14 protein-coding genes are annotated in these 24,281 nt (G+C 65.6%); 6 read left to right on the top strand and 8 right to left on the bottom strand.

What is annotated here, in order from left to right; all coding sequences use genetic code 11:
* Positions 1–47: 47 nt before the first annotated feature.
* From ACOYW5_RS21185 to ACOYW5_RS21175, 3 genes are all read right to left on the bottom strand, one after another.
* Positions 48–8,135, bottom strand: coding sequence for a hypothetical protein (locus ACOYW5_RS21185; protein ID WP_423066858.1), 8,088 nt, complete (start codon positions 8,133–8,135; stop codon positions 48–50).
* A gap of 631 nt (positions 8,136–8,766) precedes the next feature.
* Complete coding sequence (locus tag ACOYW5_RS21180) at positions 8,767–9,066, bottom strand: glycosyltransferase family 39 protein (RefSeq protein ID WP_423066857.1); 300 nt, start codon at positions 9,064–9,066, stop codon at positions 8,767–8,769.
* Between the two features lie 1,007 nt (positions 9,067–10,073).
* On the bottom strand, positions 10,074–10,967 hold the full coding sequence (locus ACOYW5_RS21175) for a LysR family transcriptional regulator (protein ID WP_423066856.1): 894 nt from the start codon (positions 10,965–10,967) through the stop codon (positions 10,074–10,076).
* A gap of 192 nt (positions 10,968–11,159) precedes the next feature.
* Between ACOYW5_RS21175 and ACOYW5_RS21170 the strand changes: the two genes are divergently transcribed.
* From ACOYW5_RS21170 to ilvD, 5 genes are all read left to right on the top strand, one after another.
* On the top strand, positions 11,160–12,137 hold the full coding sequence (locus tag ACOYW5_RS21170) for an aldo/keto reductase (RefSeq protein ID WP_423066855.1): 978 nt from the start codon (positions 11,160–11,162) through the stop codon (positions 12,135–12,137).
* Between the two features lie 113 nt (positions 12,138–12,250).
* Positions 12,251–13,129, top strand: a complete 879-nt coding sequence (locus ACOYW5_RS21165; protein WP_423066854.1) for a phytanoyl-CoA dioxygenase family protein — start codon at positions 12,251–12,253, stop codon at positions 13,127–13,129.
* Between the two features lie 264 nt (positions 13,130–13,393).
* Positions 13,394–14,068, top strand: coding sequence for a response regulator transcription factor (locus tag ACOYW5_RS21160; protein WP_423066853.1), 675 nt, complete (start codon positions 13,394–13,396; stop codon positions 14,066–14,068).
* Positions 14,069–14,112: 44 nt separating this feature from the next.
* Entirely contained in the window at positions 14,113–15,426 is a 1,314-nt protein-coding gene (locus ACOYW5_RS21155; RefSeq protein WP_423066852.1) for a sensor histidine kinase, read from the top strand.
* A gap of 198 nt (positions 15,427–15,624) precedes the next feature.
* The gene (gene ilvD / locus ACOYW5_RS21150; protein WP_423066851.1) at positions 15,625–17,466 is read left to right on the top strand and encodes a dihydroxy-acid dehydratase; all 1,842 of its coding nucleotides are present in this window, start codon (positions 15,625–15,627) and stop codon (positions 17,464–17,466) included.
* 19 nt (positions 17,467–17,485) lie between these two features.
* Here the strand turns inward: ilvD and ACOYW5_RS21145 are convergent, their stop codons facing one another.
* Genes ACOYW5_RS21145 through ACOYW5_RS21130 form a run of 4 tightly spaced genes read right to left on the bottom strand, consistent with a single transcriptional unit; the run spans position 17,486 to position 21,310 of the window.
* On the bottom strand, positions 17,486–18,259 hold the full coding sequence (locus ACOYW5_RS21145; protein ID WP_423066850.1) for a heme ABC transporter ATP-binding protein: 774 nt from the start codon (positions 18,257–18,259) through the stop codon (positions 17,486–17,488).
* Between the two features lie 4 nt (positions 18,260–18,263).
* On the bottom strand, positions 18,264–19,361 hold the full coding sequence (locus tag ACOYW5_RS21140) for a FecCD family ABC transporter permease (RefSeq protein WP_423066849.1): 1,098 nt from the start codon (positions 19,359–19,361) through the stop codon (positions 18,264–18,266).
* 2 nt (positions 19,362–19,363) lie between these two features.
* Entirely contained in the window at positions 19,364–20,248 is an 885-nt protein-coding gene (locus ACOYW5_RS21135; RefSeq protein ID WP_423066848.1) for a heme/hemin ABC transporter substrate-binding protein, read from the bottom strand.
* A gap of 9 nt (positions 20,249–20,257) precedes the next feature.
* Positions 20,258–21,310 (bottom strand): hemin-degrading factor, encoded by a 1,053-nt coding sequence (locus tag ACOYW5_RS21130; protein WP_423066847.1) that lies wholly within the window; start codon positions 21,308–21,310, stop codon positions 20,258–20,260.
* A 189-nt stretch (positions 21,311–21,499) separates the two neighbouring features.
* On the opposite strand from ACOYW5_RS21130, the gene ACOYW5_RS21125 reads away from it, so the two are divergent.
* Entirely contained in the window at positions 21,500–23,644 is a 2,145-nt protein-coding gene (locus ACOYW5_RS21125; RefSeq protein WP_423066846.1) for a TonB-dependent receptor domain-containing protein, read from the top strand.
* A gap of 51 nt (positions 23,645–23,695) precedes the next feature.
* On the opposite strand, the gene ACOYW5_RS21120 is transcribed toward ACOYW5_RS21125, so the two are convergent.
* Positions 23,696–24,217 (bottom strand): invasion associated locus B family protein, encoded by a 522-nt coding sequence (locus ACOYW5_RS21120; protein ID WP_423066845.1) that lies wholly within the window; start codon positions 24,215–24,217, stop codon positions 23,696–23,698.
* Positions 24,218–24,281 lie beyond the last annotated feature (64 nt).

The following is a 24,281-nucleotide window of genomic DNA, read 5'->3' as shown; positions in this document are numbered from 1 at the left end:
GCCAGTGTCAGGCGAATGTTCCGGCGGCAACGCGCACCAACTGGGCGTCAGCAGCCGCTCTTTTCGGGCCCGCCCATCGGCACCGAGAAACCGCCTTTGACAGCGTGCTGCGTCGTCGTGGCGCCGTAGACGCCGGCGTAGTTCACTGTCAGCTGCATACCCGAAGTCGGGCAGGCAAACATCAGGCCGACGTCGAGCTTGCCGCGGACATCGTCGAAGGGCTCGATCATTTCGATCGCCGGCAGGCCGTCCGGCGCGGCCGCGAACTGCGTCTCGGCAACCCACTCGTCCTTCCACGGCGACCATTGCACGCCCCCGCGCACATAGCCGGTGACCTCGTAGCCGTTCTCGAGCTCGTGGCTCAACCGCAACTCGAAGCCCGGCGTCAGCGTCACCGCCGTCTGCGTCATCTCCGGATAGACGAGGTTCGCAAGGCCGGCGCCGGTCTCGGTGGCTTCGGGCGTGTACAAGACATGGCCTTCGATATCGAAGAGGCCAATGGCCTTCACCCCTTCGGCCGGGTCCGTGGCATAGCTCAGCCGGACACGCGGATTGAAGGCGTAGATCTGGCGATCTGCCTTGGCCCAGCCGCCCACCCCCTCGAAATCGATCGTCTTGTCGGTGAAGACCGGCAGCTCGCCGACATCGGCTACGCCCTGGGCGATGCCATCGAAGCTCGAGTAGCCCTGCGAGTAGCCCCCCACATCGACGAAGCGCGAGCTTTCCCAGGCGCCGGCCGTGCCCGCCGCGGCGACCGACACGCCAAAGCTACCGTCCTCGTACGCCGCGGAGACACCGGCCTGATACATGTTGCCGCTCATCGCACTCAGCTGCTCGCCATCGATGGTTTGCTTGGAGCTGATCTGGCCGTAGCCGCCCGAAGCACCGAAGGTGAGCTTGTCGTAGACCACGGCCTGGCCGCCGAAGGACAGCGCGCCCCAGGTGTCTTCGGTCTCGGGGCTGTCGAGCACCGAGGTGCGGTTGTACTGACCGCCGGTCCCGTCGATCCACACACAGCCGCGGTTGTCGAGGACGTCGCCGACGAGGCCGTTGCCACACTGGGCGGCGTGATCGAGGAAATCGGTCGTGCGGCGATCCGCGAGTTCGAACATGTGCGGGGCGCCGTGCGGCGTGAGCGTGGTGACCGCGTCGCCCAGCGCCTCCTCGTCCGGCTGCAGTCGCAGCAGGTTGATCAGGTAGTTGAACGGATCGTCGATATCGATCGCCTGCTCGATATTGTCGATGCCCTCGCCCATGCGCCACACATTCGGATCGGTGGTACCGGAGGCGGGATCCTGCAACAGGCCCATGATCGATGGCTTTTCGGCGAGCAGGACGAGATCGGAGCCAACGACGTCGGTGCTGAAGATGAAGCCGACGGCCGGCGGATCGAGATCGGGCAGGAAGCCGTTGTCGGTCATCGTGCCGCCGGCGCTGGCGATGACGTAGCCGTCGTTGGAGAAGGCCTTGTTGATCGACGTCAGCAGCAGTCCGCCCGCACCGGCGAAATCGCCGTCGCCGCTGATGTCGAGCAGGTCGTTGACCTGGTCGGGCGTGTTCTGCGCGTTGAGGTCGATGTCGATGTAATAGGTGCCGGTGGCGGTCTGGGTCGTGTTGCCGGTGACGCCCGTGGTCCTGACGCGGGCACGATCGCCCGGCGACAGCAGGCCCTCGTTGGTCAAGAGGTTCCCTGCACCGAGGATAACGCTGGCGTCCGAGATGAACAGCGCCCCACTCTGGTTGACGAGGCTGTTGGCGCCGGCGCCGAGATCGACATTGCCGATGATATTGCTGGTGCGGGTGAAATTGGTGATCGTCGCACCGGCCGCGCGCGCCAGGTTGGTGATGGCATCGTCGCCCGCACCGCCCAGGATCGTCATGCCATCGAGCCGCGGCAGGCCGGAGCCGTAGATGCTGCCCTGGGCGTAAAGTGTGCCGTTGGTGCTGAAGGCGTTGGTGGCGCCATCAGCGATCTGAACCGCCGCGCCGGTGCCATTGGAGGCCCAGACGAGGCCGACGCCGTTGCCGTTCGTCCCGCCCTGGTTGAGCATCATCGTGACATTGCCGTTGGCGGTGCCGCCGGCGCTCTGGCCGAAGATGCCGACTGCGTTGACGCCCGTGACCACCACGTTGCGCGTCTGGGTGATCCCGACAGCACCGGCGGTGCCGGCATGCCCGAGGCTGCCGGCGAAGGAACCGTTCGCTGAGGCATCGGCGATGTCGGTGACGAACATGCCGTTGCCGACGATGCCGCCGCCACCCGCGATCGACTGCGCGACGATACCGTGCGCGCCGTAGCCCGCGGCGTGGATGTCACCGGTGCTGGCGACCGTGACCGCGCCAGAGTCGCCACCGGCGCCGGTGCCGCCGCCGATCGACAGCGGATTGAGCGAGTAGCCGTCCTGGCCGAGGACGAACTGGCCGCTTGCCACGCCGACGAGGCCGCCACCGCCACCGATGGACTGCGCCACGATACCGAAGGCGCCATTGCCGGTGGTGGTCACGCCGTTGGCGTTGACGATGAGATTGCCGCCGATGCCGCCCGCCCCACCGGCTCCGCTGCCGATGGTGATGTCCGTGCCGTTTGCGAGGACGACGCCGTTCTCGAACACGACGTTGCTGACACCACCGCCGCCCCCGATCGACTGCGCCACGATACCGTGGCTGAGGGCGCCCGAGGTGGTAACCAGCTGAGCCGCAGTAAGGGTGGAGACCGGGTTGGTAACCGGATCGGCCACCGCGTTGCCGAAATAGGTTCCGTCGGAGAGCTGGCTGCCACCGACGTTGATGACCAGCTCATCGCCGTCATTGGTTACAGTGCTGACCGTCAGGTTCACGATACCGCCGCCACCGCCGATGGTCTGGCCGATGATGCCGATGGAGTTTGCGGCCGTCGTCGTAACGGTGCCCGCCGCGTCGAGCTTGAAGCCGCCGCCGCTGCCGGTGAGATCGTAGAGGGCGCCGGCGCTGTATCCGCCGACAGAGAGGTAGAAACCATCATCCGGCGGATCGGTCGGGTTGAGCACCAGCGCCGTGTTGACGTTGCCCACCACACCACCGCCGCCGCCGATGGACTGGACGATGAGGCCTATCGCCCCGACGCCGGCGGTACTGGTGTGATCGGTATTGTAGTCGTTGTCGGCAAAGGACGCGTTGCCGCCCATCGAGCCGTCGCTGCCGGCCGCCAGCTCGACATCGCTCCCCGAGAATCCGAGTTCATCGAGGATGACCGTCGCTGCCGCACCGCCGCCGCCCGCGATCGACTGGGCGAGCATGCCGTAGGACAGTGCACCTTCGGTGATGTTCTCGACGCCGTTGATGATGACGGTCACCTTGCCGGTCGAACCATCGACCGGGATCAGCGAGACGATGTTGCACGGGTCGTCATCGTCGTCGCCAACGATATTGCACTGCGACCCCAGGCCGACCTTGATACCGCTCGAGCCGCCACCGCCCTCGCCCACGCCGAGAGCCAGCCCGGCCCAGCCGCCGCTGCCACCGACCGACTGCGCGAACACGCCCGTCGAGTTGGCCATCGACGTATGGATGGAGCCTGTGCTCTCGACATAGACGTCGCCGCCATTGCCGCCCTTGGCGCCGTCGCCGCCGACGAGGTTGTCGATCCCACCGCCGCCAAAATCGAACGCACCGGCGATGCCGCCCGAACCACCGCTGCCGCCGACGCTCTGCGCATAAATGCCCTGGGAGTTCTGGCCCGTGACGGTGATGGTACCCGTGTTGATGACTGTGACGTTGCCGCCTTCGCCGCCCGAACCACCGTTGCCGCCGACGCTGCTGGTCGCGCCGCTGCCGCTGTCACTGATCGTGCCGGCAATGGAGAAGCCGCCATTGCCGCCACCACCGCCCACCGATTGGGCAAAGATGCCGTGCGAGAAATCGCCGCTGGTGGTGATGATGCCGCCGTTGGTGACTTCGACTTCGCCACCCTTGGCGCCAAATCCGCCGTCGCCGCCGACCGAGTTCTTCGCCCCATCGCCTTCGGATTCGAAGGCGCCGGCGATCGAGAAGCCACCATTGCCGCCGCCGCCGCCGATCGACTGCGCGAGGATGCCGGCCGACGCATTGTTGTCGGTGATGATGGTGCCGTAGTTCTTGACGACAACCTTGCCGCCGATCGAACCGTCGCCGCCATTGCCGCCGGTCACGTCGTTTTCACTCTTGCCGTCCACCGCCACCGAAAGCGCACCGGCAAAGCCGCCAGTGCCGCCACCGCCGCCGATCGACTGGGCCAGCACGCCCACCGCGCCAAGCCCGCGCGTATGAATGGTCGGGCCCCCCAAGCCCTCGGTTCCAACCAGCACTTCGACATACTCGCCGATGCCGCTTCCGCCACCGCTGCCACCGACGCTCTGCGTCGAGGCATCGGCCTTGACCGACAAGGCGCCGGCGATCGAGAAGCCGCCATAGCCGCCGCCACCACCGATGGACTGAGCTAGCACGCCATGCGACAGCGAGCCGTAGGTATCGATATCCGCGAGAACCTTGACGCGCACCTGTCCGGCATCGCCCGCGGCGCCGGCGTCACCGCCGACACTGCTGACATCGGAACTGCCCTTGTACGAGCCGCCCGCCGCGATCGAGAAGCCGCCGACGCCACCGCCGCCGCCCACCGACTGGGCAAAGATGCCGACCGAACTGTCCGCGTGGGTCGTGATCCTGCCGCTCGAGGCGACCGACACATTGTTGCCCTTGCCGGACGACCCGCCTGTGCCGCCGGTCGAGAAGGCCTTGGTGTCGCCGCTATAGGTGAAACTTGCATTGCCGGAGAAGCCGCCGGTGCCGCCGCCGCCGCCAATCGACTGCGCCAGGATCCCATGCGACGCGACGCCCGTACCGTCGAGCCCGCCAGTTTCGATCACGGCACTGCTCACCACCTCGACTTCGCCGGCCTGCTTGCCCAAGCCGCCATCACCGCCAACGGTGTTGGTGAGATTGTCGCTTTCCAACGAGAAGCCGACGCCGATAGAGAAGCCGCCGGTGCCGCCGCCACCTCCGATCGACTGCGCCAGGATACCGTGCGACTGCTCGCCGGTCGTGGTGATCGAGCCGACGATGTCGGTGACCGTGACTTTCTTCGACAGCCCGCCATTGCCGGCGTCGCCGCCCACGCTGCTGCTGATGTTGGGCTGCTTGAGCGTGCCGCTGGCACCCAGCGAGAAGCCGCCACTGCCGCCGCCACCGCCCAGCGATTGGGCGAGGATGCCGCTCGAGAAATTGCCCGAAGTGTTGATGGCGCCACTGTAGTGGACGACGACCTCGTCGCCATCGCTGCCTTCGCCGCCGTCGCCGCCAAAGCTGATCGCCGAGCTGGTGCCGTTAACCGAGAAACCGATCGATCCGGAGAAGCCGCCATTTCCACCGCCGCCGCCGATGGACTGCGCCAATATGCCGTTGGAGAAATCGCCGGTCGTGGTGATGTTGCCGGTGTTGGCGACCGTCACCTTGGAGCCGTGGGAACCCGTACCACCATCCCCGCCGAACGAGAAGCTGCTGTTGCCGCCCGACAGTGAGAAGCTGCCGGAGGCCGCAAAGCCGGCATTGCCGCCGCCGCCACCCAACGACTGAGCCAGGATACCGTTGGAGAAGGTGCCCTGCGTAAAAATGAAGCCCGTATTGGTGACGTTGACGACCTGGCCGTAATTGCCGAGCCCGCCATCGCCGCCAAAGCTCGCGCCGATGCCGGCGGCGAGGCCGACACCTGCCGCGATGGCGAAGCCACCGGTACCGCCACCGCCGCCGATCGAACTGGCGAGGATACCGTTCGACTGCGTACAGGCGGCGCAGCCCGCGGTGATGTTGACCGAACTGAGCACGTCGACGAGGCCACCAAAGCCACCGTCGCCGCCATCAGCGCCGAAGGCTCCGGCGATGCCGACACCGTTGGAGCCGGCCGCCGAGATGGCAAAGCCACCACGTCCGCCGCCGCCACCGATCGACTCCGCGACGATGCCCGAGGCGAACGAACCGTTCGTGTTGATGCTGCCGTTGGCACCGACCCAGACGTTGCCCGCGTTGCCGCCCGAGCCGCCCGAGCCGCCGAAAGTAAGGGTAGCGCTCGCGAACGGTCCGCCTGACGCCGCCACGGCAAAGCCGCCAGCGCCACCGCCACCGCCAATCGACTGGGCCAGAATGCCGACCGAACGATCCCCACTGGTGCTAATGACGGAAGAGCCGAGGCCCATGACGCGGTTGACGTCGACATTACTGCCATCGCCGCCGTCACCGCCGGTGCCGCCGATCGACATGGCGAAGAACACGCCAACTCCGATGGTATTGCCGCCGCTGCCGCCGCCGCCACCGACGCTCTGGGCGAAGATACCGGCAGAGTCCGCGCCATTCGTCGTGATATTGCTGTGGTTGACCACCGAGACATAGCGGCCATCGCCACCTGCAGCGCCCGAACCACCGATGGTGAACAGGCCGCCGCCGAAGCCACCGTCGCCGCCGCCACCGCCGACCGATTGGGCGAAGATGCCGCGCGCGAACTCGCCGGTCGTGATCAGCGTATTGGAATTGGTGACCCGTACTTCGCCGGCATTGCCGCCACCGCCGCCCGACGCACCCATCGACAGGACGCCCGCGCCGCCACCGCCACGACCACCGCCGCCACCCACCGATTGCGCATAGATGGCGCCGGTGAAGCGACAGCTGATGCAGCCGCTGGTGATTGTAGCTGTGTTGCCAACGGTGACGTTCTGGCCGTCACCGGCAGCGCCGCCACTACCGCCGAAAGCAAAGACGCCCGCGCCGAGCGCGCCGGAACCGCCGCCGCCACCCACTGATTGCGCGAAGATGCCGTAGGCGCCGGTTTCAAAACCTTCGCCATCGCCACGGGTGATGATGCCGCCCGAGTTCTGGACCTCGACTACACCGCCGGTGCCGCCGCCGCCGCCGAACCCGCCGATCGTCGCGACGCCAACGCCGGTGCCGCCAGTGCCACCGCCGCCACCAACGCTCTGTGCGAAGATACCACCTGCACCGTTTCCGCCGGTGTCGATGGCCGACCGGCTGGTCACGGTCACGTTCTGCCCATTGCCGGCGCCGCCGCCGGCACCGCCGAAGCCGACCACACCGACGCCATCGCCGCCGGCACCGCCGCCGCCACCGACGCTCTGAGCAAATATGCCGTGCGAGTTCTGACCGAGAGTATTGATCGAGCTGTTCGCCAGCGTCTCGACGGTAACGAGCCCGCCACTGCCGGCACTGGCCGGACTGCCGCCGAACGAGAACAGGCCGTAAGCACCGCCGCCGCTGCCGGCAAAGCCACCGACGCTCTGGGCGTAGATGCCGGCCGCGTTCCAGCCGGTGGTATTGATCACGCCGCCCGATGTGACGCTGACCGCGCCGCCGGACGACGACGCCGCGCCATCGCCGCCATCGCCGAACGCCGAACCCGACACGTCGCCACCATTGCCGCCAGCTGCACCGACGCTTTGCGCCCAGATACCCGCAGAGCCGGTGCCATTGGCATTGATGTTCAGCACGTTGGAGATCGTTACGCTGGACGGCGCGCCGCCGGCACCGCCATCGCCGCCCGATCCAAAAACGCCGAGAACAGTGTCGCCGTCGCCGCCATTGCCGCCGTTGCCACCCTGGCTCAGTCCGAGGATACCGTGGTGGTTGTCTCCTGCCGTCGTGACGGTGCCTGCACCAGTCGTAATGACGGATACGGCACCGCCGGCGCCGCCGCCGGCACCATCGCCGCCAAGGCCGGGCAGCACGGCGCCACCGACGCCATCGCCGCCGCTGCCGCCACCGCCACCGACGCTGCGCGCCTCGATCCCGATGCCGTCGCTGGTCGTGAGGGTGAAGCCAGGTCCGGAGCCGACCAGGTTGATATTGATGGCCCCGGCACTCGAACCGGCGGTGCCGTCGGTGCCATCAACGAGACTGTCACCGGGCGTGCCCGGTGTGGCGCGCGTGCTGGTGAGCTGTATGCCGGCCTGACCCGCCCCGGCGGCGGCGATGTTTCCAGTCAGTGCATTGACGTTCAGGGTGGTGACGGGCGGTTCGGTGAAGGTGACCGGGCCCGGCGTGGCACTACACGTCACGACGCCGCCGACCTCGGGGCTGCACTGCGCCAGCGCACCGCCGGCAAAAGCGAACCAGAGCAAGACCGTCGCTGCGGCAAGCACGATTATGCGAGTTCGCATCCCTGCACTGGCCTGGGGAGAAGCGACCACGCTGCCCTGCAGCACTACCGGTAAGGCGATGACTCGCAAGGTACGGTCTGGCGAGGCAAAAAAGGACCGCGCCGTGGCCGCTACCAGCCTAAGCGCTGTTGCTACCAGCGTATCGCCAAGTTCGGGGCTAGCCTCCGAACTCGTTCTCCACGAACGCATACCTGCACCTGTCGTTGCAGACTGTGCTCGATACAAGCGCCGATCCGCAGCAACGATCCAGTAACATTCGTTTACAGGCGAGCCAAAAAACCCAGCAATTTCAATGTCCGCCAGTTAATTCGTCAGGAGTGTGGTGAAGATGTCGCACTTTTGACCCATGTTTGGCCAAGTCACGCCCGGATCGCCCGAGTCGTTCTCGCGCCTCATTTGACGCTTCAGAGGTGACGGCGATCGCAATGCATTGAGCGGTCTGTGCAATTTCGCACAGAGCGCCGGCGGCGCCCGATATCTACTGACGATCTTCATGTAATCGTCACACTGTCGACTTGCTGAGCTTGGCCTCGCCCGGCTGGATCGGAGGATCAACCCAACCATGCGCATGGGTGCGCGGCACCTGAAGCCTTCAGATGCCGGCGTACCATTCGTAGCCCCGGTCTTCCCAGTAGCGCCACTGCCGCCCTTGGGAATAGTCGACGTGGAAGGCCGCCAGTGACAGGATCGCGGCTGCAAACAGCCCGGCCCGGCGACTGTGCGGTTTGCACCCCACCCAGTATACGGCAGGAATCGTCAGGGTCCCAAAGACCACCGACGGCAACCGCAGCCAGAATTCCGAGTCGCCGAACGTGTGAGTGACCGCAAACAGAAATATGTTGTGCAGCGGCGGATAGTTGTCCCGCGCGGTCCGGTCGATCAGCTCTTGCAACGATCCCTTGGACTGAACCCAGGAAACCGCCTCGTCAAACCACAGGCTGTCATCGCCGAGATCATGCAGCCGGCGCCAGGCGCCAAGCGCAATCAGAACAATAGTGCCAGGCCGACACGCCGCATGACCTTCTCATCACTCATCGAGTCGACCCAACCTGCGCCCCTGCTGCCCTCGTCTTCTGCAGAAGATCAACTCGGCTTTACCACAGGGCCATCGGCGCGCAAAACTTGTGAGATCCTGTCGAGCAGCAGCGCGCCTGGCGGACTACGGTACGCCGGCCCCTCACCGTAGCCAGCGAGGCCGAACCGCTGGCGCAGTAAGAGTGGCGCATTCGCCCACTCGATCTCCGCTCACCAAAGCTGGAGCAGCCGACGCCAGATGGATTGCGGTTTCGCTGGCAGCCCCGTTGCCCGTAACCCCTTGGCCGTCAAGATATACTTGCTCGAGAAGTGAAAACCGCCCGAAACGTCTTTCACCAATCCCTGTTCTATAGCCCAGGCCAGACCAGGGAACCTCTCTTCCGGATTCTCGCCGTCGAAAACCTCGACGCCTCCACTATGCGCAGCCTCAAGGAGACTGTGCAGGCTCTGATCAATCAGCATTCCCCAAACCAAGCATCTTGCGTCTCAATGGCACCACTGTATTGCATTTTATGGATAGCGCGACATCTTTGACTGCCGCGGCAGCAGTGTGCCCAGTCAGCGCGCCTGCGACGTCAGTTCAGCCTCGAGAGATCACAGTTGTGGCTGTACGATGTTCAGCATTACGATCGTTGTGTCCTGCTGCTAGACAGCATCAGCGCGGACGCCCTGACGACCGCCGGTAACATCGCTCATCTGCTCCAGCGTTGATCACCGGCCAGGTCCTCGGCGGCGTGGTCCTCGATTGGGCCGTGAGCAGAACCGACGTTTCGCCCGCGGCCCTTGGCGGCATCGTGCTCATCGTCGCCGGCGTCATCGTCGCCCGGCGCCAGCCTAGCGCTGCCGCCACCGAGCGTACTTGGCCTAGACGCGATAGCGCAGCGCCTCGACAAAGGCGGTGAACGCCGGCGAGGGCTGGCGGCGGTTGGGATAGTAGAGGTGAAAGCCCTGCCAGGTCGGCGACCAGTCGGCCAGCACCTCGACCAACTCACCCCGCTCGATATACGGCCGGCTCATGTATTCGGGCACATTGGCAAGCCCATGCCCATCGAGCGCCGCGCTCAGCGCCGGCAGGATGCTGTTGAAGATCAGTTGCCCCTCGACCCGCACATTGAGCTCGCGCCCGTCCTTCCTGAGCTCCCACGCATAGAGCCCGCCGGCCGTCGTCAGCCGCAGGTTGATGCACTTGTGGTTGGTCAGATCCTGCGGGGTCTCCGGCGGGGACCGCCGCCCGAAATACTCCGGGGTTCCCACGACGGTGAAGCGCCAGTCCGGACCGATCCGCACCGCGATCATGTCCTTCGATAGCGCCTCGCCCAGTCGCACTCCCGCATCCAGCCGCTGCTCCACGATATCGACAAAGCCGTTGTCGATCGCCAGCTCGACAGTGATGTCGGGGTATTGAGCAAGGAACGACTTCAGCACCGGCCGGAACACCGCCTCGACCACGGAATCCCCGCATGAAACCCGGATCGTCCCCGCCGGACGATCGCGGAAATCGCTGAGCGCCGCGATCTCGGCCTCGATGTGCTCGAAATGCGGTCCGATCGACCGCAACAGCCGCTCACCTGCCTCGGTCGGCGACACACTGCGCGTCGTCCGTGACAGCAGGCGCAGCCCCAGCCGCTCCTCCAGCCCCTTCATCGAGTGGCTCAGCGCCGATGGCGTCACCCCCAACTGTGCCGCCGCGCGGGTAAAACTCCGCTCCCGCGCCACAGCCAGGAAAGCCTGCATGTCGTCGATCGGACTACGCGCCATTCGTGAACCACGCTCACAACCGCATCAAGATTATCCATCCTAATGCGCAGCTACGCACGAGGCTACATTCCGATCGAAACTTCCAGGGCAGGTCTCGCGGCCACCGTACAACGAGGCCCGATCGCCATTCGAAAGGGAAGCCACGCACGCTTGCGCGCCGCTCCGCCTTTAGATCGAACCAAGGAGATCAAAATGCTGAAGCGCAAACTCGGCCGGGGCCTCGAAGTCTCCGCCATCGGTCTCGGCTGCATGGGCATGAGCCAGTCCTATGCCCCGTTCCCCGAGAAATCGGCTTCGATCGCCCTCATCCGCTCAGCCGTCGACAAGGGCCTCACCTTCTTCGACACCGCCGAAGTCTACGGCCCCTTCGGCAACGAGGAAATCGTCGGCGAGGCTCTCGCGCCGGTGCGCGACCAAGTCGTGATCGCCACCAAATTCGGCTTCCACTTCAAAGACGGCAAATCGGTCGGCGTGAACAGCCGGCCTGACAACATCCGCAAAGCGCTGGAGGGCTCGCTCAAGCGGCTACGGATCGATTCCATCGACCTCTACTATCAGCACCGCGTCGATCCGCACGTGCCGATCGAGGATGTAGCCGGCACGGTTCGCGACCTCATTGCCGAGGGCAAGGTCAAGCATTTCGGCATGTCCGAAGCCGGCCTCGAGACCGTCCGCCGCGCCCATACCGTGCAACCCGTCACCGCGCTCCAGAACGAATACTCGCTCTGGTTCCAGCGCCCGCCGGTCCTCGATCTGCTAGAGGAACTGAATATCGGCCTCGTCGCCTACAGCCCGCTCGGCAAGGGTTTCCTCGCCGGCAAGATCGACGACAAGACCGCGTTCCTCGATGGCGACATCCGCAACACCATCCCGCGCTTTGCCGCAGGTGCCCGCAAGGCCAACCAGGCCATGGTCGACCTGCTGGCCCACATCGGCACCCAGGTGAACGCCACCCCCGCCCAGATCGCCCTCGCCTGGCTGCTGGCCCAGCGCCCGTGGATCGTCCCGATCCCAGGCACGACCAAGCTCTCCCGCCTCGACGAGAACATGGCCGCTGCCGCGCTCGAACTGTCGCCCGCCACCCTCGCCGAAATCGACGCCGCCGCCTCCGCAATCGAGGTGCAGGGTGCCCGCTACAACGAAGCGCAGGAAAAAGCCACCGGCCTCTGAAACTAGGGAACGCGGGCGAGACTCTGCCGGCCGCGTTCGCCCTTTGCTTAACTTGTCAGCCCTGTCCGCCATCGCCAAAGTTGGCCAAAAGCCAATGGGAGGAAAACAAGGCCATGGCGCATAGACTTCAGGTCCTGACGCCGGACGATGCCCGGCATTTCATCGAAAAGGGCTATGTCCGCGTGAAGGGGTGCGTCGATCCGGCACTGGCGAAGAAGTGGACTGACGAGGCCTACACTCGCCTCGGCTACGACCCGAAAGACCGCTCGACCTGGACCAAGGACATCGTCTGGATGGACCGCCACAATATAGCGGCCATCAAGGACATCTCGCCCAAAGGCTGGGCCGCGCTCTGCGACGTCACCGGCGGCGAGGATCGCATCGATCACCGCATCATGGAGATCGAGTCGCAGCATTTCACCACGATCGATTCAACCGAATGGTCCGATGCCTTCGTCGTCAACTTCAAGCGCGGCGAGGACAAGCCCTGGCTGCCACCCTCACCCGCCTCCGGCGGCTGGCACAAGGACGGCAGCTTCTTCCGCCACTTCCTCGATAGCCGCGAGCAGGGCCTCCTGACCATCGTCTACTGGTCCGACGTCGTCCACAAAGGCGGCGGCACTTTCGTTGCCCCGGACTCGATCAAGGTGGTGGCCAACTACCTAGCCGACCATCCCGAGGGCGTCGATGATGGCGACGCGTTCGGCAAGCTGATCGACCAGTGCCAGGAGTTCGAGGAAATCACCGGCGAGACCGGCGACTTCATCATCCTCCACCCCTTCATGTTGCACGCCTCGTCCAACAACCACTCCGGCAATGTACGCTTCATGACCAACCCGCCGGTCGTGCTGAGGGAGCCGATGAACCTCAACCGCGAGAACCCCGCCGACTTCTCGCTGATCGAACTTGCGACGCTCCATGCCCTTGGCAGGGACCGCTACGACTTCCGCCCCACCTCGCCGCGCGAAGAGCGCTGGCGCGTCATCGGATAGCGACGCCGTCCGGTTGTGCTGACGAGGTGTCAATGTTCGGCATCTGCTCGAGGGGCAGGCGCAAATAGGAGCAGAAGCCGAACATCAACCTCGCCAGCATGATCATGGTGGCGAAGACTGAATCCTGGCCGTGGCCGATGCTGCCGCACCAAAGCGCCTCCTCTCTGACAAACCCGCATTACGAGAACATTGCGAAAGGGCCGCCAAACCTGCAGGGCGGCCATGCGGTTGTCTGGCGGACCTCCCGCGTGGCATGGAGGATCGATGAGGATATTGCTGGTCGAAGACGAGCCCGAGCTCGCGTCCATGCTCCGCGGCACGCTGGAAAAGCAGGGCTACGTGGTGGATCACGCTGCGACACTCGAGGTCGCCGAGGAGGCCGTCGCCCTGATCGAGCACGACGTGGCACTGCTCGATCGTCAGCTCGCCGATGGCGACGGCATCTCGCTGCTCGGCCTCATCCGCAGGCGCCGGCCCAACCTGCCGGTGATCGTCATCTCCGCCCTGGGCAAGCCCGCCGATCGCGTCCATGGCCTCGACCAGGGTGCCGACGATTACCTCGCCAAGCCCTTCCTCATCGAGGAGCTGATCGCGCGGATCAGGGCCGTGCTGCGGCGGCCCGCCAGCGTCCAGGCCGAAGCCGTGACGGCTGGCAACATGGAGTTCGACATCACACGCGGCATAATCCAGGTCGACGGCAAGATTCTCGATCTCCCGAGACGCGAATTCCTGGCCCTGGAAGCGCTTATGCGCCGCGCCGGGCAGACCGTGCGCCGCATCGCGCTTGAGCAGAGCGTCTACGGGGTCGATGACGAGATCCAGTCCAACTCGCTCGACGCCAACATCTCCCGCCTCAGGCGTAAACTGGCCGATGCAGGCGCCAATGTCGAAATCCATCCAGTGCGCGGTGTCGGCTATCTGCTGCGGACGTCGAAGTGATCGACTCCCCAAACCAACCACTCGCCCATCGCCTGACACGGCGCATGATCCGACTGCAACTGGTCACGCTGGCGCTGTTCTTCGGCCTGATCCTCGTGCCCATCTTCGCCCTGCCGATGATGTCCGGGGCTCGCAACGTTCGACCGCCAGATCCGAGCGTGCTCGCGACCATCGAACCCGCACTGACATTTGAAAGCGGCGGCAAGCTTGCCCTCCATCCGACACCGGCTCTTTCAAAGCTGGTCGAAAAGTATCCCGGCTTCTGGTTCATCGCCGTGGCGGCGGATGAAAGCGATGTGACATTCGGCTCTATCCCGCCCGAGGCCCAGGTCCTTCGGTTGGGGCTCAAGGATGTCGTGTCGATGCAAGTGATGCTGGAGCTGGAATCCAGCAGTCCGACACTGCTCGTTCGGACGGTCACGATGCCCGGCGGGACAGTGAAGATCGCAACCGGCGGCGGCCCAACGCTCGGCGTTGCGGGGATCATCCAGGCCATCACCCTGACCATGGCGATCACGACATTCGTCGTTCTCGCCATCGCTAGCGCCATAGCGGTCCCCCGCTTCATCCGGGCGGAGATGCAGGGTCTCAGCGCCGCCGCCACTGCCGCCGGCAGCATCGACGTCAACCAGCGCGGCATCCGCATCCCCGAAGCGGAATTGCCGGCAGAAGTGCTGACCCTGGTTCGTGCCGTCAATGCCGCCCTAGAACGCCTCGACGAAGCGCATTCGCGCCGCGAACGCTTCCTCGCCGATGCCGCCCACGAGCTGCGCACGCCGATCGCGGTGCTGTTGGCGAGGATCGAGACTGCCGACCCCTTCGAGGGCCGCCAGAAGCTGCTCGCGGATGTCACCCGGCTCGGCGAATTGACCAACCAGTTGCTCGACGTCCAGCGCCTCACCATCAGCGAGCCGGCGCTGCTGCCGTTCGATCTCGTCGAGCTCGGCGCCGCTGTCGTCGCCGATCTCGCTCCACTCGCCATCGCCGCCGGCTACGACTTGGAGCTCGAAGCTCCGGGCACAGCGGTGATGGTCGAAGCCGACCCCGGCAGCCTGCATCGCGCCGTGCTCAACCTCGTTCGCAACGCCATCAGCCACGGCGGCAACCACGGCCGCATCATCGTCTCTGTCGGCGAAGCCGGAACCATCGCGGTTAGCGATGAAGGACCCGGTGTTCCACCCGGCGCGGAACAGCGCATCTTCGAGCCCTTCCACCGCCCCACCCCGTCTTCGGACGGTGCAGGGCTCGGCCTCAGTCTTGTCGAGAGCATCGTCCGCCAGCACAAGGGCAGTATAGCCGTCGGCCGCTCGCCCACCGGCGGCGCGCGCTTCACCATCATGTTGCCCCGGCAGCAATAGTGTCAGAGGCGACTATGAAATCGCCGATGGCGTCGTCGCGTTGAGACTCACCCTTACCCGCTGTTCTGCATTTCAGGCACTGGCCGGCGCCATGCCAGCGTGAGGCCGGCGCCAACCGAACGGGTTGGGCCCTTGCGCGGCTTGTACTCTCCGATCTGGTGTGGAATGGCAGTGGCCAAACCAGACGGAATGTTCGAGATGCCCCAGTACCGTTCCCGCACCACCACCCATGGCCGTAACATGGCCGGCGCCCGTGGCCTTTGGCGCGCCACCGGCATGAAGGACAGCGATTTCGGCAAGCCGATCATCGCGGTGGTCAACTCGTTCACCCAGTTCGTCCCCGGCCACGTCCACCTGAAGGACCTCGGCCAGTTGGTGGCGCGCGAGATCGAAGCGGCCGGCGGCGTCGCCAAGGAATTCAACACCATCGCGGTCGATGACGGCATCGCGATGGGCCACGATGGCATGCTCTATTCGCTGCCAAGCCGTGAGCTGATCGCCGACAGCGTCGAGTACATGGTCAACGCCCACTGCGCCGACGCCATGGTCTGCATCTCGAACTGCGACAAGATCACGCCCGGCATGCTGATGGCCGCGATGCGCATCAACATTCCGGTCGTCTTCGTCTCCGGTGGCCCGATGGAAGCCGGCAAGGTCGTCCTCGCCGGCCAGTTGCAGGCGCTCGACCTCGTCGACGCCATGGTCGCCGCTGCCGACGACAAGATCTCGGACAGTGACCTCAAGGCCATCGAAGAAGCCGCCTGCCCCACCTGCGGATCGTGCTCGGGCATGTTCACCGCCAACTCGATGAACTGCCTCACCGAAGCGCTCGGCCTGTCGCTCCCCGGCAACGGCTCCACGCTCGCCACCCACTCCGACCGCAAGCGCCTGTTCCAGGAAGCCGGCCATCTGATCGTCGACCTCGCCCGCCGCTATTACGAGCAGGACGACACCACCGTCCTGCCGCGCTCGATCGCCACCAAGGCCGCCTTCGAGAACGCCATGGCCCTCGATATCGCCATGGGCGGCTCGACCAACACCGTCCTTCACATCCTCGCCGCCGCGCAGGAAGCGGAAGTCGATTTCACCATGGACGACATCGACGCGCTCAGCCGCAAGGTGCCGGTGCTCTGCAAGGTCGCGCCCGCGAAATCCGACGTCCACATGGAAGACGTCCACCGCGCCGGCGGCATCATGTCGATCCTCGGCCAGCTCGACCGCGCCGACCTGATAAACCGCTCCGAACCGACCGTCCACACCGCCACCCTCGGCGATGCGCTCGACCGTTGGGACATCTCCCGCACCAATTCGGATGGCGTGCGCAACTTCTTCATGGCCGCGCCCGGCGGGGTGCGCACCACCGAGGCGTTCAGCCAGAGCGCCCGCTGGAAAGATCTCGATCTCGACCGCGCCAAGGGCGTCATCCGCAGCGCCGAGTATGCCTTCTCCAAGGACGGCGGCCTCGCCGTGCTGAAGGGCAACGTCGCGCTCGACGGCTGCATCGTGAAGACCGCCGGCGTCGACGAGTCGATCCTCAAGTTTACCGGCCCGGCCCGCGTGTTCGAAAGCCAGGACGCGACTGTGAAGGCGATCCTTTCGAACGAGATCAAGGCCGGCGATGTCGTGGTGATCCGCTACGAAGGTCCGCGCGGCGGCCCAGGCATGCAGGAAATGCTCTACCCGACGAGCTACCTGAAATCGAAGGGCCTCGGCAAAGCTTGCGCCCTCCTTACCGACGGCCGCTTCTCGGGCGGCACCTCGGGCCTGTCGATCGGCCACGTCTCGCCCGAGGCGGCGGAAGGCGGCACGATCGGTCTCGTGCGCGAAGGTGACATCATCGAGATCGACATCCCCGGTCGCACCATCAACCTCAAGATCTCGGACGCGGAGCTGGCCAGGCGCCGCGCCGAGCAGGACAAGCTCGGCTGGAAACCGGCTGCCCCGCGCAAGCGCAACGTGTCGACCGCGCTCAAGGTCTACGCGCAGTTCGCCACCAGCGCCGCCAAGGGCGCCGTACGCGATCTGAGCAAGCTGCAGTAGGCCACGGCCCCAGCCAGGATCAGCCCAGCCGGACGAACAACCCGGCGTCGTCGCGGTGGAAGCGGATGGGACAGTCGAACACGTCCGTCATCCGCTCATCCGTGAGCACGTCGTCCGGCGCGCCGAAGCCGGCCGCCGTGCCCGCGCGCATAGCGAGAATCCGGTCGGCAAATCGCCCCGCGAGGTTAAGGTCATGCAGGATCGCCACCACGCCCCCGCCGGCGTCGGCGAAGTCGCGCGCGATCTTCATCACGAGAATCTGGTGCTTCACGTCGAGGCTCGACACCGGCTCATCAAGCAGCAGGTAGCGCGGCGCGCCATCCAGCACCGGCTGCCACACCTGGCACAGCACCCGCGCCAGTTGTACGCGCTGCTGCTCGCCGCCCGACAGATCGCTGTAGAACCGCCCCGAGCACCCCGCGAGATCGACCCGCTCCAGCGCCCGCTCGGGCAGCCATTCCCTCTCGGCGTTGGACACGCCTGACCGGCCGCCGGTCAGCCCCATCGCCACCACCTCGCGTACCGTAAACGGGAACGACAGCGTCGAATGCTGCGGCAGTACCGCCCTCAGGCTCGCCGTCTCCCATGACCTGAGACTGCGGCTGTCCTGCCCGTTGATGGCCACGCGGCCCTTGAAATGCAGATCCCCGCTCAGCCCCTTGAGCAAAGTCGACTTGCCAGAACCGTTCGGTCCGATGATTGCAGTAACCTCGCCGGGCAGGGCCATGAACTCCACCGAGCGGACGATGGTCGTGCCACCAATTGCGATGCTGTCGATCGAAGCGCTGAACACTCGGCTAGTCCCAGAGTTGGCCGCGGCGACGCAGCAGGATCCAGAGAAAGAATGGCCCGCCCACGGCCGCCGTCACGATGCCGATCGGCAGCTCGGCCGGTGCAACGACCACCCGGCTGATTGCGTCGGCAACGAGCAGGAAGGCGGCTCCGAGCAGCGCCGCACCCGGCAGCAGGTAGCGATTGTCCGGCCCCATCACGAGCCGCAGAACATGCGGTACGACGATGCCGACAAAGCCGATGCCACCACTGACCGCGACCGAAGCGCCGACTGTCGCGGCGACCGCCACGATCGCCGTGGACTTCAGCCGCTGGACCGGCACGCCCAGATGCCGCGCCGTCGCTTCGCCCAGCGTAATCGCGTTGAGCCCGCCGCCGAGCGTCATCGAAGCGACAACGCCACCCGCGATCGGGATGACCGCAGCCGCGACCTTGGTCCAGTTGCTGCCCGCGAGCGAGCCGAGCCCCCAGAACGTCAGGTCGCGCAACTGCGCGTCATTGGCGAGGTAGACGAGCACACCTGTGATCGCCATGGCGAATGCACTGATGGCGATGCCCGCAAGAAGCATCGTCGCCACGGCAGTGTGGCCACGCCGCGTCGCCACCCGGTAGAGCACCAGCGTCGTCGCGAGTCCGCCGGCAAAGGCAGCCAGCGGCAGTGCAAAGATGCCAAGAACCGCGGCTACGGGTGCGAGCACTGTGGCGCCCAGAACGATGACGCCCACGGCGCCAAGGCTCGCACCGGCCGACACGCCGACGAGCCCCGGGTCGGCGAGCGGGTTGCGAAACAGGCCCTGCATTACCGCGCCGGAGACGGCAAGGCCGGCTCCCACGAGGATGCCGAGTACCAGCCGCGGCAGGCGAATGTCATAGATGATCAGCCTGTCGCGCGCGACGACCGGATCGCTCGCATCGACGAGCCCGAACCAGCTGCCCACGACCGACCAGCCGCTCGCCCCCGATGCCCCGCTGGTGAGGCTGAGCAGCGCGGCGGCCACGAGCAGGACCGCCAGCGCGGAGAGGGTCAGACGCGCAAGCGCCCGACGATCGCCGCCACGCCGGGATTCGGCGATGGCGGGAAGCGACATGGTCAGGTTGGTCATTCTTACTGGGCCGCCGGGTGTTGGCCGTAGAGCGCGGTCGCCAGCTCGGCGATCGCCGATGCCGTGCGCGGTCCGAAGCCGAGCGCATACGCACCGTCCACCCGAACCACTGCCTTGTTCGCCGCCGCCGGCGTCATCGCAATGCCCGCCTGAGCGAACAGAACCTCGTCGGTGACGGCATGACCGCCCTCGCGCGACATCATCAGGATCACGTCGGGCTTGGCGGTGACGATGGCTTCATCGGTCAGCGCCTTGTAGCCCGAGTAGCCCTCGACCGCGTTCACCCCCCCGGCCAGCTTGATGATGCCGTCCGCAGCAGTGTCGGTGCCGGACGCCATCACCTTGCCGTCCTGCATGGAAAGAATGAAGAGGATGCGCTTGCGCTCCGGCAGGTTCGCCGTGATCGCCTCCGCCGACTTCAGCTCGGCATCGAGCCTGGTCGCCAGTTCCGCCGCCTTGGCGTCGACGCCAAGCGCCTTGCCGACAACGTGCACCTTCTCGAGGATGCCTTCGTGCGAAAAGCCCTCGGGGACGGTTACGATCTCGACCGAGCCCTTGGTAAGCACGTCGAGCGTCTCCTTGGGGCCGCTGCCTTCGATGATCAGCAGCGCCGTCGGATTGACCGAGAGCACGCCCTCGGGCGCCAGCTGGCGCATGTATCCGACATCCGGCAGCTTGGTCGCCGCTTCCGGGTAGACGGCAGTCTGGTCGCGCGCCACCAGCCGGCCCTCTTCACCCAGCGCATAAATGATCTCGGTCAGCGAGCCACCGATCGACACCAGCCGCGATGTATCGGCGAACGGCTTCACCTCCTGCGCGACGGCAGCAGTGAGCGATGCCGCGAGGATCGCGGCGGCAAGCAGGGGCTTGCGGAAGATAGACGTCATGATCGGTACTCAGGCGGCAGTTGACTGGGGGATGCGCGGCAGGCTCTCTGTGAGGGCACGCCAGGCGGGGCGCTCGTCGTGGCCTTCGACCCGTTTGCCGAAGAACTGCACGATCAGCCGCTCCTCGGCGTCGTAGCATTCGAGCGACGTGACGTGCCCCCTGTCGGTCGGCTTCCGCACCACCCAGGCCTGCGCGATATGGTCGAGGCGCAGGTGCATGTGGAACGTCTCGTCGAGCACGTTCAGCCAGGGCCCCATCGGCGTGGCCGATTTGATCGGCCCGGAGTGGATCTGGATGCAGCCCGGGTTGCCCACGAACACCATGATCGAGAGATCGGGCTGCGCCACCGCGCCCTGCAGCAGGCTCGCCGTCGCCTCCGACGACACCGGCCAGGCGTGGGACTCGCCGATCATGTTCATCGCCTGGATGCGCGTCAGGTTGAGGCGCTTGAGCATGCCGAAGAACTGGTGCGTGTCGGTGAGCTGGTCCCACGACGTCCGCAGTTCCTCTGCGCTCGCCGGCGTGCCGGCGGCCTGGTCTTTCTCGGCATAGGGCATCGCGACCACAACCTGGCTCTGCTCCGGCGCGGTCAGTCTCTCGACCAGTGCCTGCCACGCCACCAGATCGGTCGCCGGTCTGGCGTGAATCTTGAACACCGCCTCGCCGGCGCCGTCGAAGAACTGCAGCGAGCGCCGCACTTCGCCTTCCTCGCTCAGCTTCTCCACCGCAAAGCCATGCTTCCAGCGGCTCGGGAAAATGCGGAGGTCAATCTGCTCGCCGAGGACGATGGCGCTGTGCTCGCTGGCACGGCCCTTCTCGAATGGGCCGATCTTTTCATGCACGACGGATTCGTTGCGGGTCAGCGCCATCACCTCGCCGCAGGCCGGCATGCCTTCGAGCAGCGCGGCGATATCGACGACGAGCCGCGTGTTGCCCTGCCCCACATAGGCGGCGACGAGCTCAGCTTCGGAGATTCTGTGGATGCGGGCAAAATCGCGCTCGCGCATCTTCGTGTTCGCACTCCGAAGGTCGCGGATCGCCTCGGGTGTATGGGTCGTCATCGTGTCGTCATCTCCTGCCGGGTCGTGGCGACGCAGCGCTGTTACGGCCCTGCATCTAACTTGACTATCCGTATCAGGATTTGTAAACGGATCAATAGTGGACTTTTCGAGTCATGTTTGTGGCCGAAGTCTGCTCAGCCAGCAAGCGTGCAGCCAGCCAGCCGGACCCTCTAGAAATCGGAGACTCAAATGGGACTGGTCAGGGCGAACGCACGCGCGTTGCTCGCCGGGGTGGCGCTGGCCGCAATCGCGTCGGCTCAGGCCGCGCAGGCGCAGGACGTAAACTCGAACACAACCTTCATGACGCTGCTCGAACGCATCGTCGTAGGCATCGGCAAGGCCAAGGTGGCGATCGAAACGCCCCAGGCCGTGACTGTCGTCGACCAGAAGGACATCGACGACAAGCAGGCCGGCTCGATCGGCGAAGTGCTCGAGGATGTACCCGGCGTCACCATCGTTGGCTCCGAGCGGGTACTCGGCGAGAGCTTCAACATCCGCGGTATCGGCGCAGCCGAGACCTCTGGCGACGAAGCCCGCATCATCCTCACAATCGACGGTGCGCGGAAGTTCTACGAGCAGTACCGCATGGGTTCGTTCTTCTCCGATCCCGAGCTCTACAAGGCCGTCGAAGTACTGCGCGGCCCGGCTTCCTCGACGCTCTACGGCGCCGGCGCCATGGGCGGTGTGATCAACTTCACCACCAAGGACGCGTCCGATTTCATCAAGGACGGCAAGACCGGCGCGGTGCGGCTGAAGGGCTCCTACAGCTCGAACGGCAACGGCACGCTCGTCTCGGGCATCCTTGCCCAGCGCATCAACGAGACCTTCGAAGTCCTCGCCGCCGGCAACTTCCGCCAGTCCGATCTGCAGCGGCTCGCCGACGGCAGCGACCTCACCGGGTCCGACTTCGAGGCCTGGTCGGGGCTGTTGAAGGGCACGATCCATCTCGATGCCGACGAGACGGTCCGCATTTCATACCAGAAGTGGAATTCCGACGCCGACCAGCAGCCCTACGCCCAGACCGGGACGCAATCCGCGTTCGGCTTGATCGACCGCACCGTCGACGACCAGACGGCGATCATCTCCTACGAGAACACCGCTGAGGACAACGAGATGCTCGACCTGAAGGTCCAGCTCTCCTACTCCAACACGGCGGTGGACCAGGAGAACCCGACCCTCATGGGCAGCAACATTCTCGCCGCCGACTACGGCTACGAGACTGTGCAGTTCAACGTCGAGAACACTTCGGAATTCTACGGTGAAGGCTGGGAGAATTTCCTGACGTATGGCCTGCAGGCGAGCAACCAGTTGCGCACCGCCGAGCCGCTGACCGGCAACCTCATCACCACCCACCCCGAGGGCACCTCGACTGGGGTTGGCATCTTTGCCCAGTCCGAGCAGACCTGGAACGACAATTTCACCGTGATCGTCGGCGCCCGCCTCGACTACTCGCGCCTCGAAACCACGTCCGAGACGACCCCGACCCAGATCCCCGCCTCGCCGGGGCCGAGCGAGGACGTCGCCTTCTCGCCCAAGCTCGCCGCGCTCTACAAGTTCAACGAGAACGTCAATGTGTTCGGCTCTGCGGCGCATACCGAGCGCATGCCTACGCTCGATGAAATGTACCAGTACACGCTCCAGACCTCCGGCCCCAATGCGGGCCAGTATGCGCGTACGCCCAACCTCGACCTGACCAAGGAATCCTCTAACAATTTCGAGATCGGCCTGGGCCTGCAGGGCTTCGATCTGATCACCAGCGGCGACTCGGCGGGCTTCAAGGCGACCGCCTTCCACAACGACATCACCGATGGCATCCGGTCGAATCCGGTGACGTCAGCCGGCAACCCGTACTTCATCAACATCGGCGGGATGCGCATCTGGGGTATCGAGCTCGAGGGCTCCTATGAGAGCGACGTGATGTTCGCCCGGCTGGCCTACACCTACACGCGCGGCGTCTATACCGAGGACATCGTCGGAGGCTCGACCAACATCCAGGCGGGCGACGATGTCGACTCGATCCCGCAGGACAAAGTGGTGTTCACACTCGGCGGGCGCTCGCAGGAGTTCGGGCTCGAATACGGCACGCGCCTGACCGTCGCCGCTGATCCCCTGACGGCGGTCACCGCGGCCACCAGCCCGACTGATCTCCCGGAAGGCTGGGCCACGGTCGATCTGTTCACGACCTGGAAGCCGCAGAGCGGCCCGCTCGAGGGGATCGAAGCGACCTTCGGCGTCGACAACGTCTTCGACGCCGACTACCGCGAGAACCTCTCGCCAGATCGCTCCAAGGGCCGCACCTTCAAGCTGACCCTCGCCAGGCAGTTCGACTATTGACCACATACTTCCGGGGCCCCACGCGGGCCCCGGATCTTTCCAATGCCCGTGTTATTGGATCTTCTCGAACGCCGCGGTGAACCCGAGCAGCGACACCGGAACATTGATGTCCCGACGCCCCTGGTCCTGGAAGGTGATCTGCAGTGACTCGCCACCCTTCATCGCCGTGAGCATGGCCTCGCTCACCTGTTCGCCGGCGTAGCAACCCTGGTTGTCACAAGTCTGCAGCGGCAGCGCGTCGAAGCTCTGGTCACCCACGGCAAGCTTCAATCCGGCCGGCAGGTAAAGGCCATAGGGCGTCTGGATCATCATCACCGGCGAGGTACTGCCCGCTGGCATACGGATGGTGACCGCCACAAGCAACTGCCCCGTGTTGCTCATCACCACACGCTGCTCCATCACGCAATCGAGCGCGCTGCCCCTGCCCTCGCTCAGGCAGCGGGCCGCCCACGGCGCCGGCGCCGGGGCGGCAGCCTCGGCTGGCGGTGGTGCCGTCTCCTGCGCCGTTGCTCCCCACGACAACATGCCACTCAGTAGCGCGACACTGAGCGCGCCTGAAATACTCCGCACCATCTGGCATCCCTCCACCAATACTTCGAGCGTAAGTGGCTGTTTGGCGCGAGTCTATGAACTTTGA

This window comes from Devosia sp. CN2-171, from assembly GCF_049354815.1.
GTDB lineage: Bacteria > Pseudomonadota > Alphaproteobacteria > Rhizobiales > Devosiaceae > Devosia_A.
This window is presented reverse-complemented; position numbering and strand designations above follow the sequence as displayed.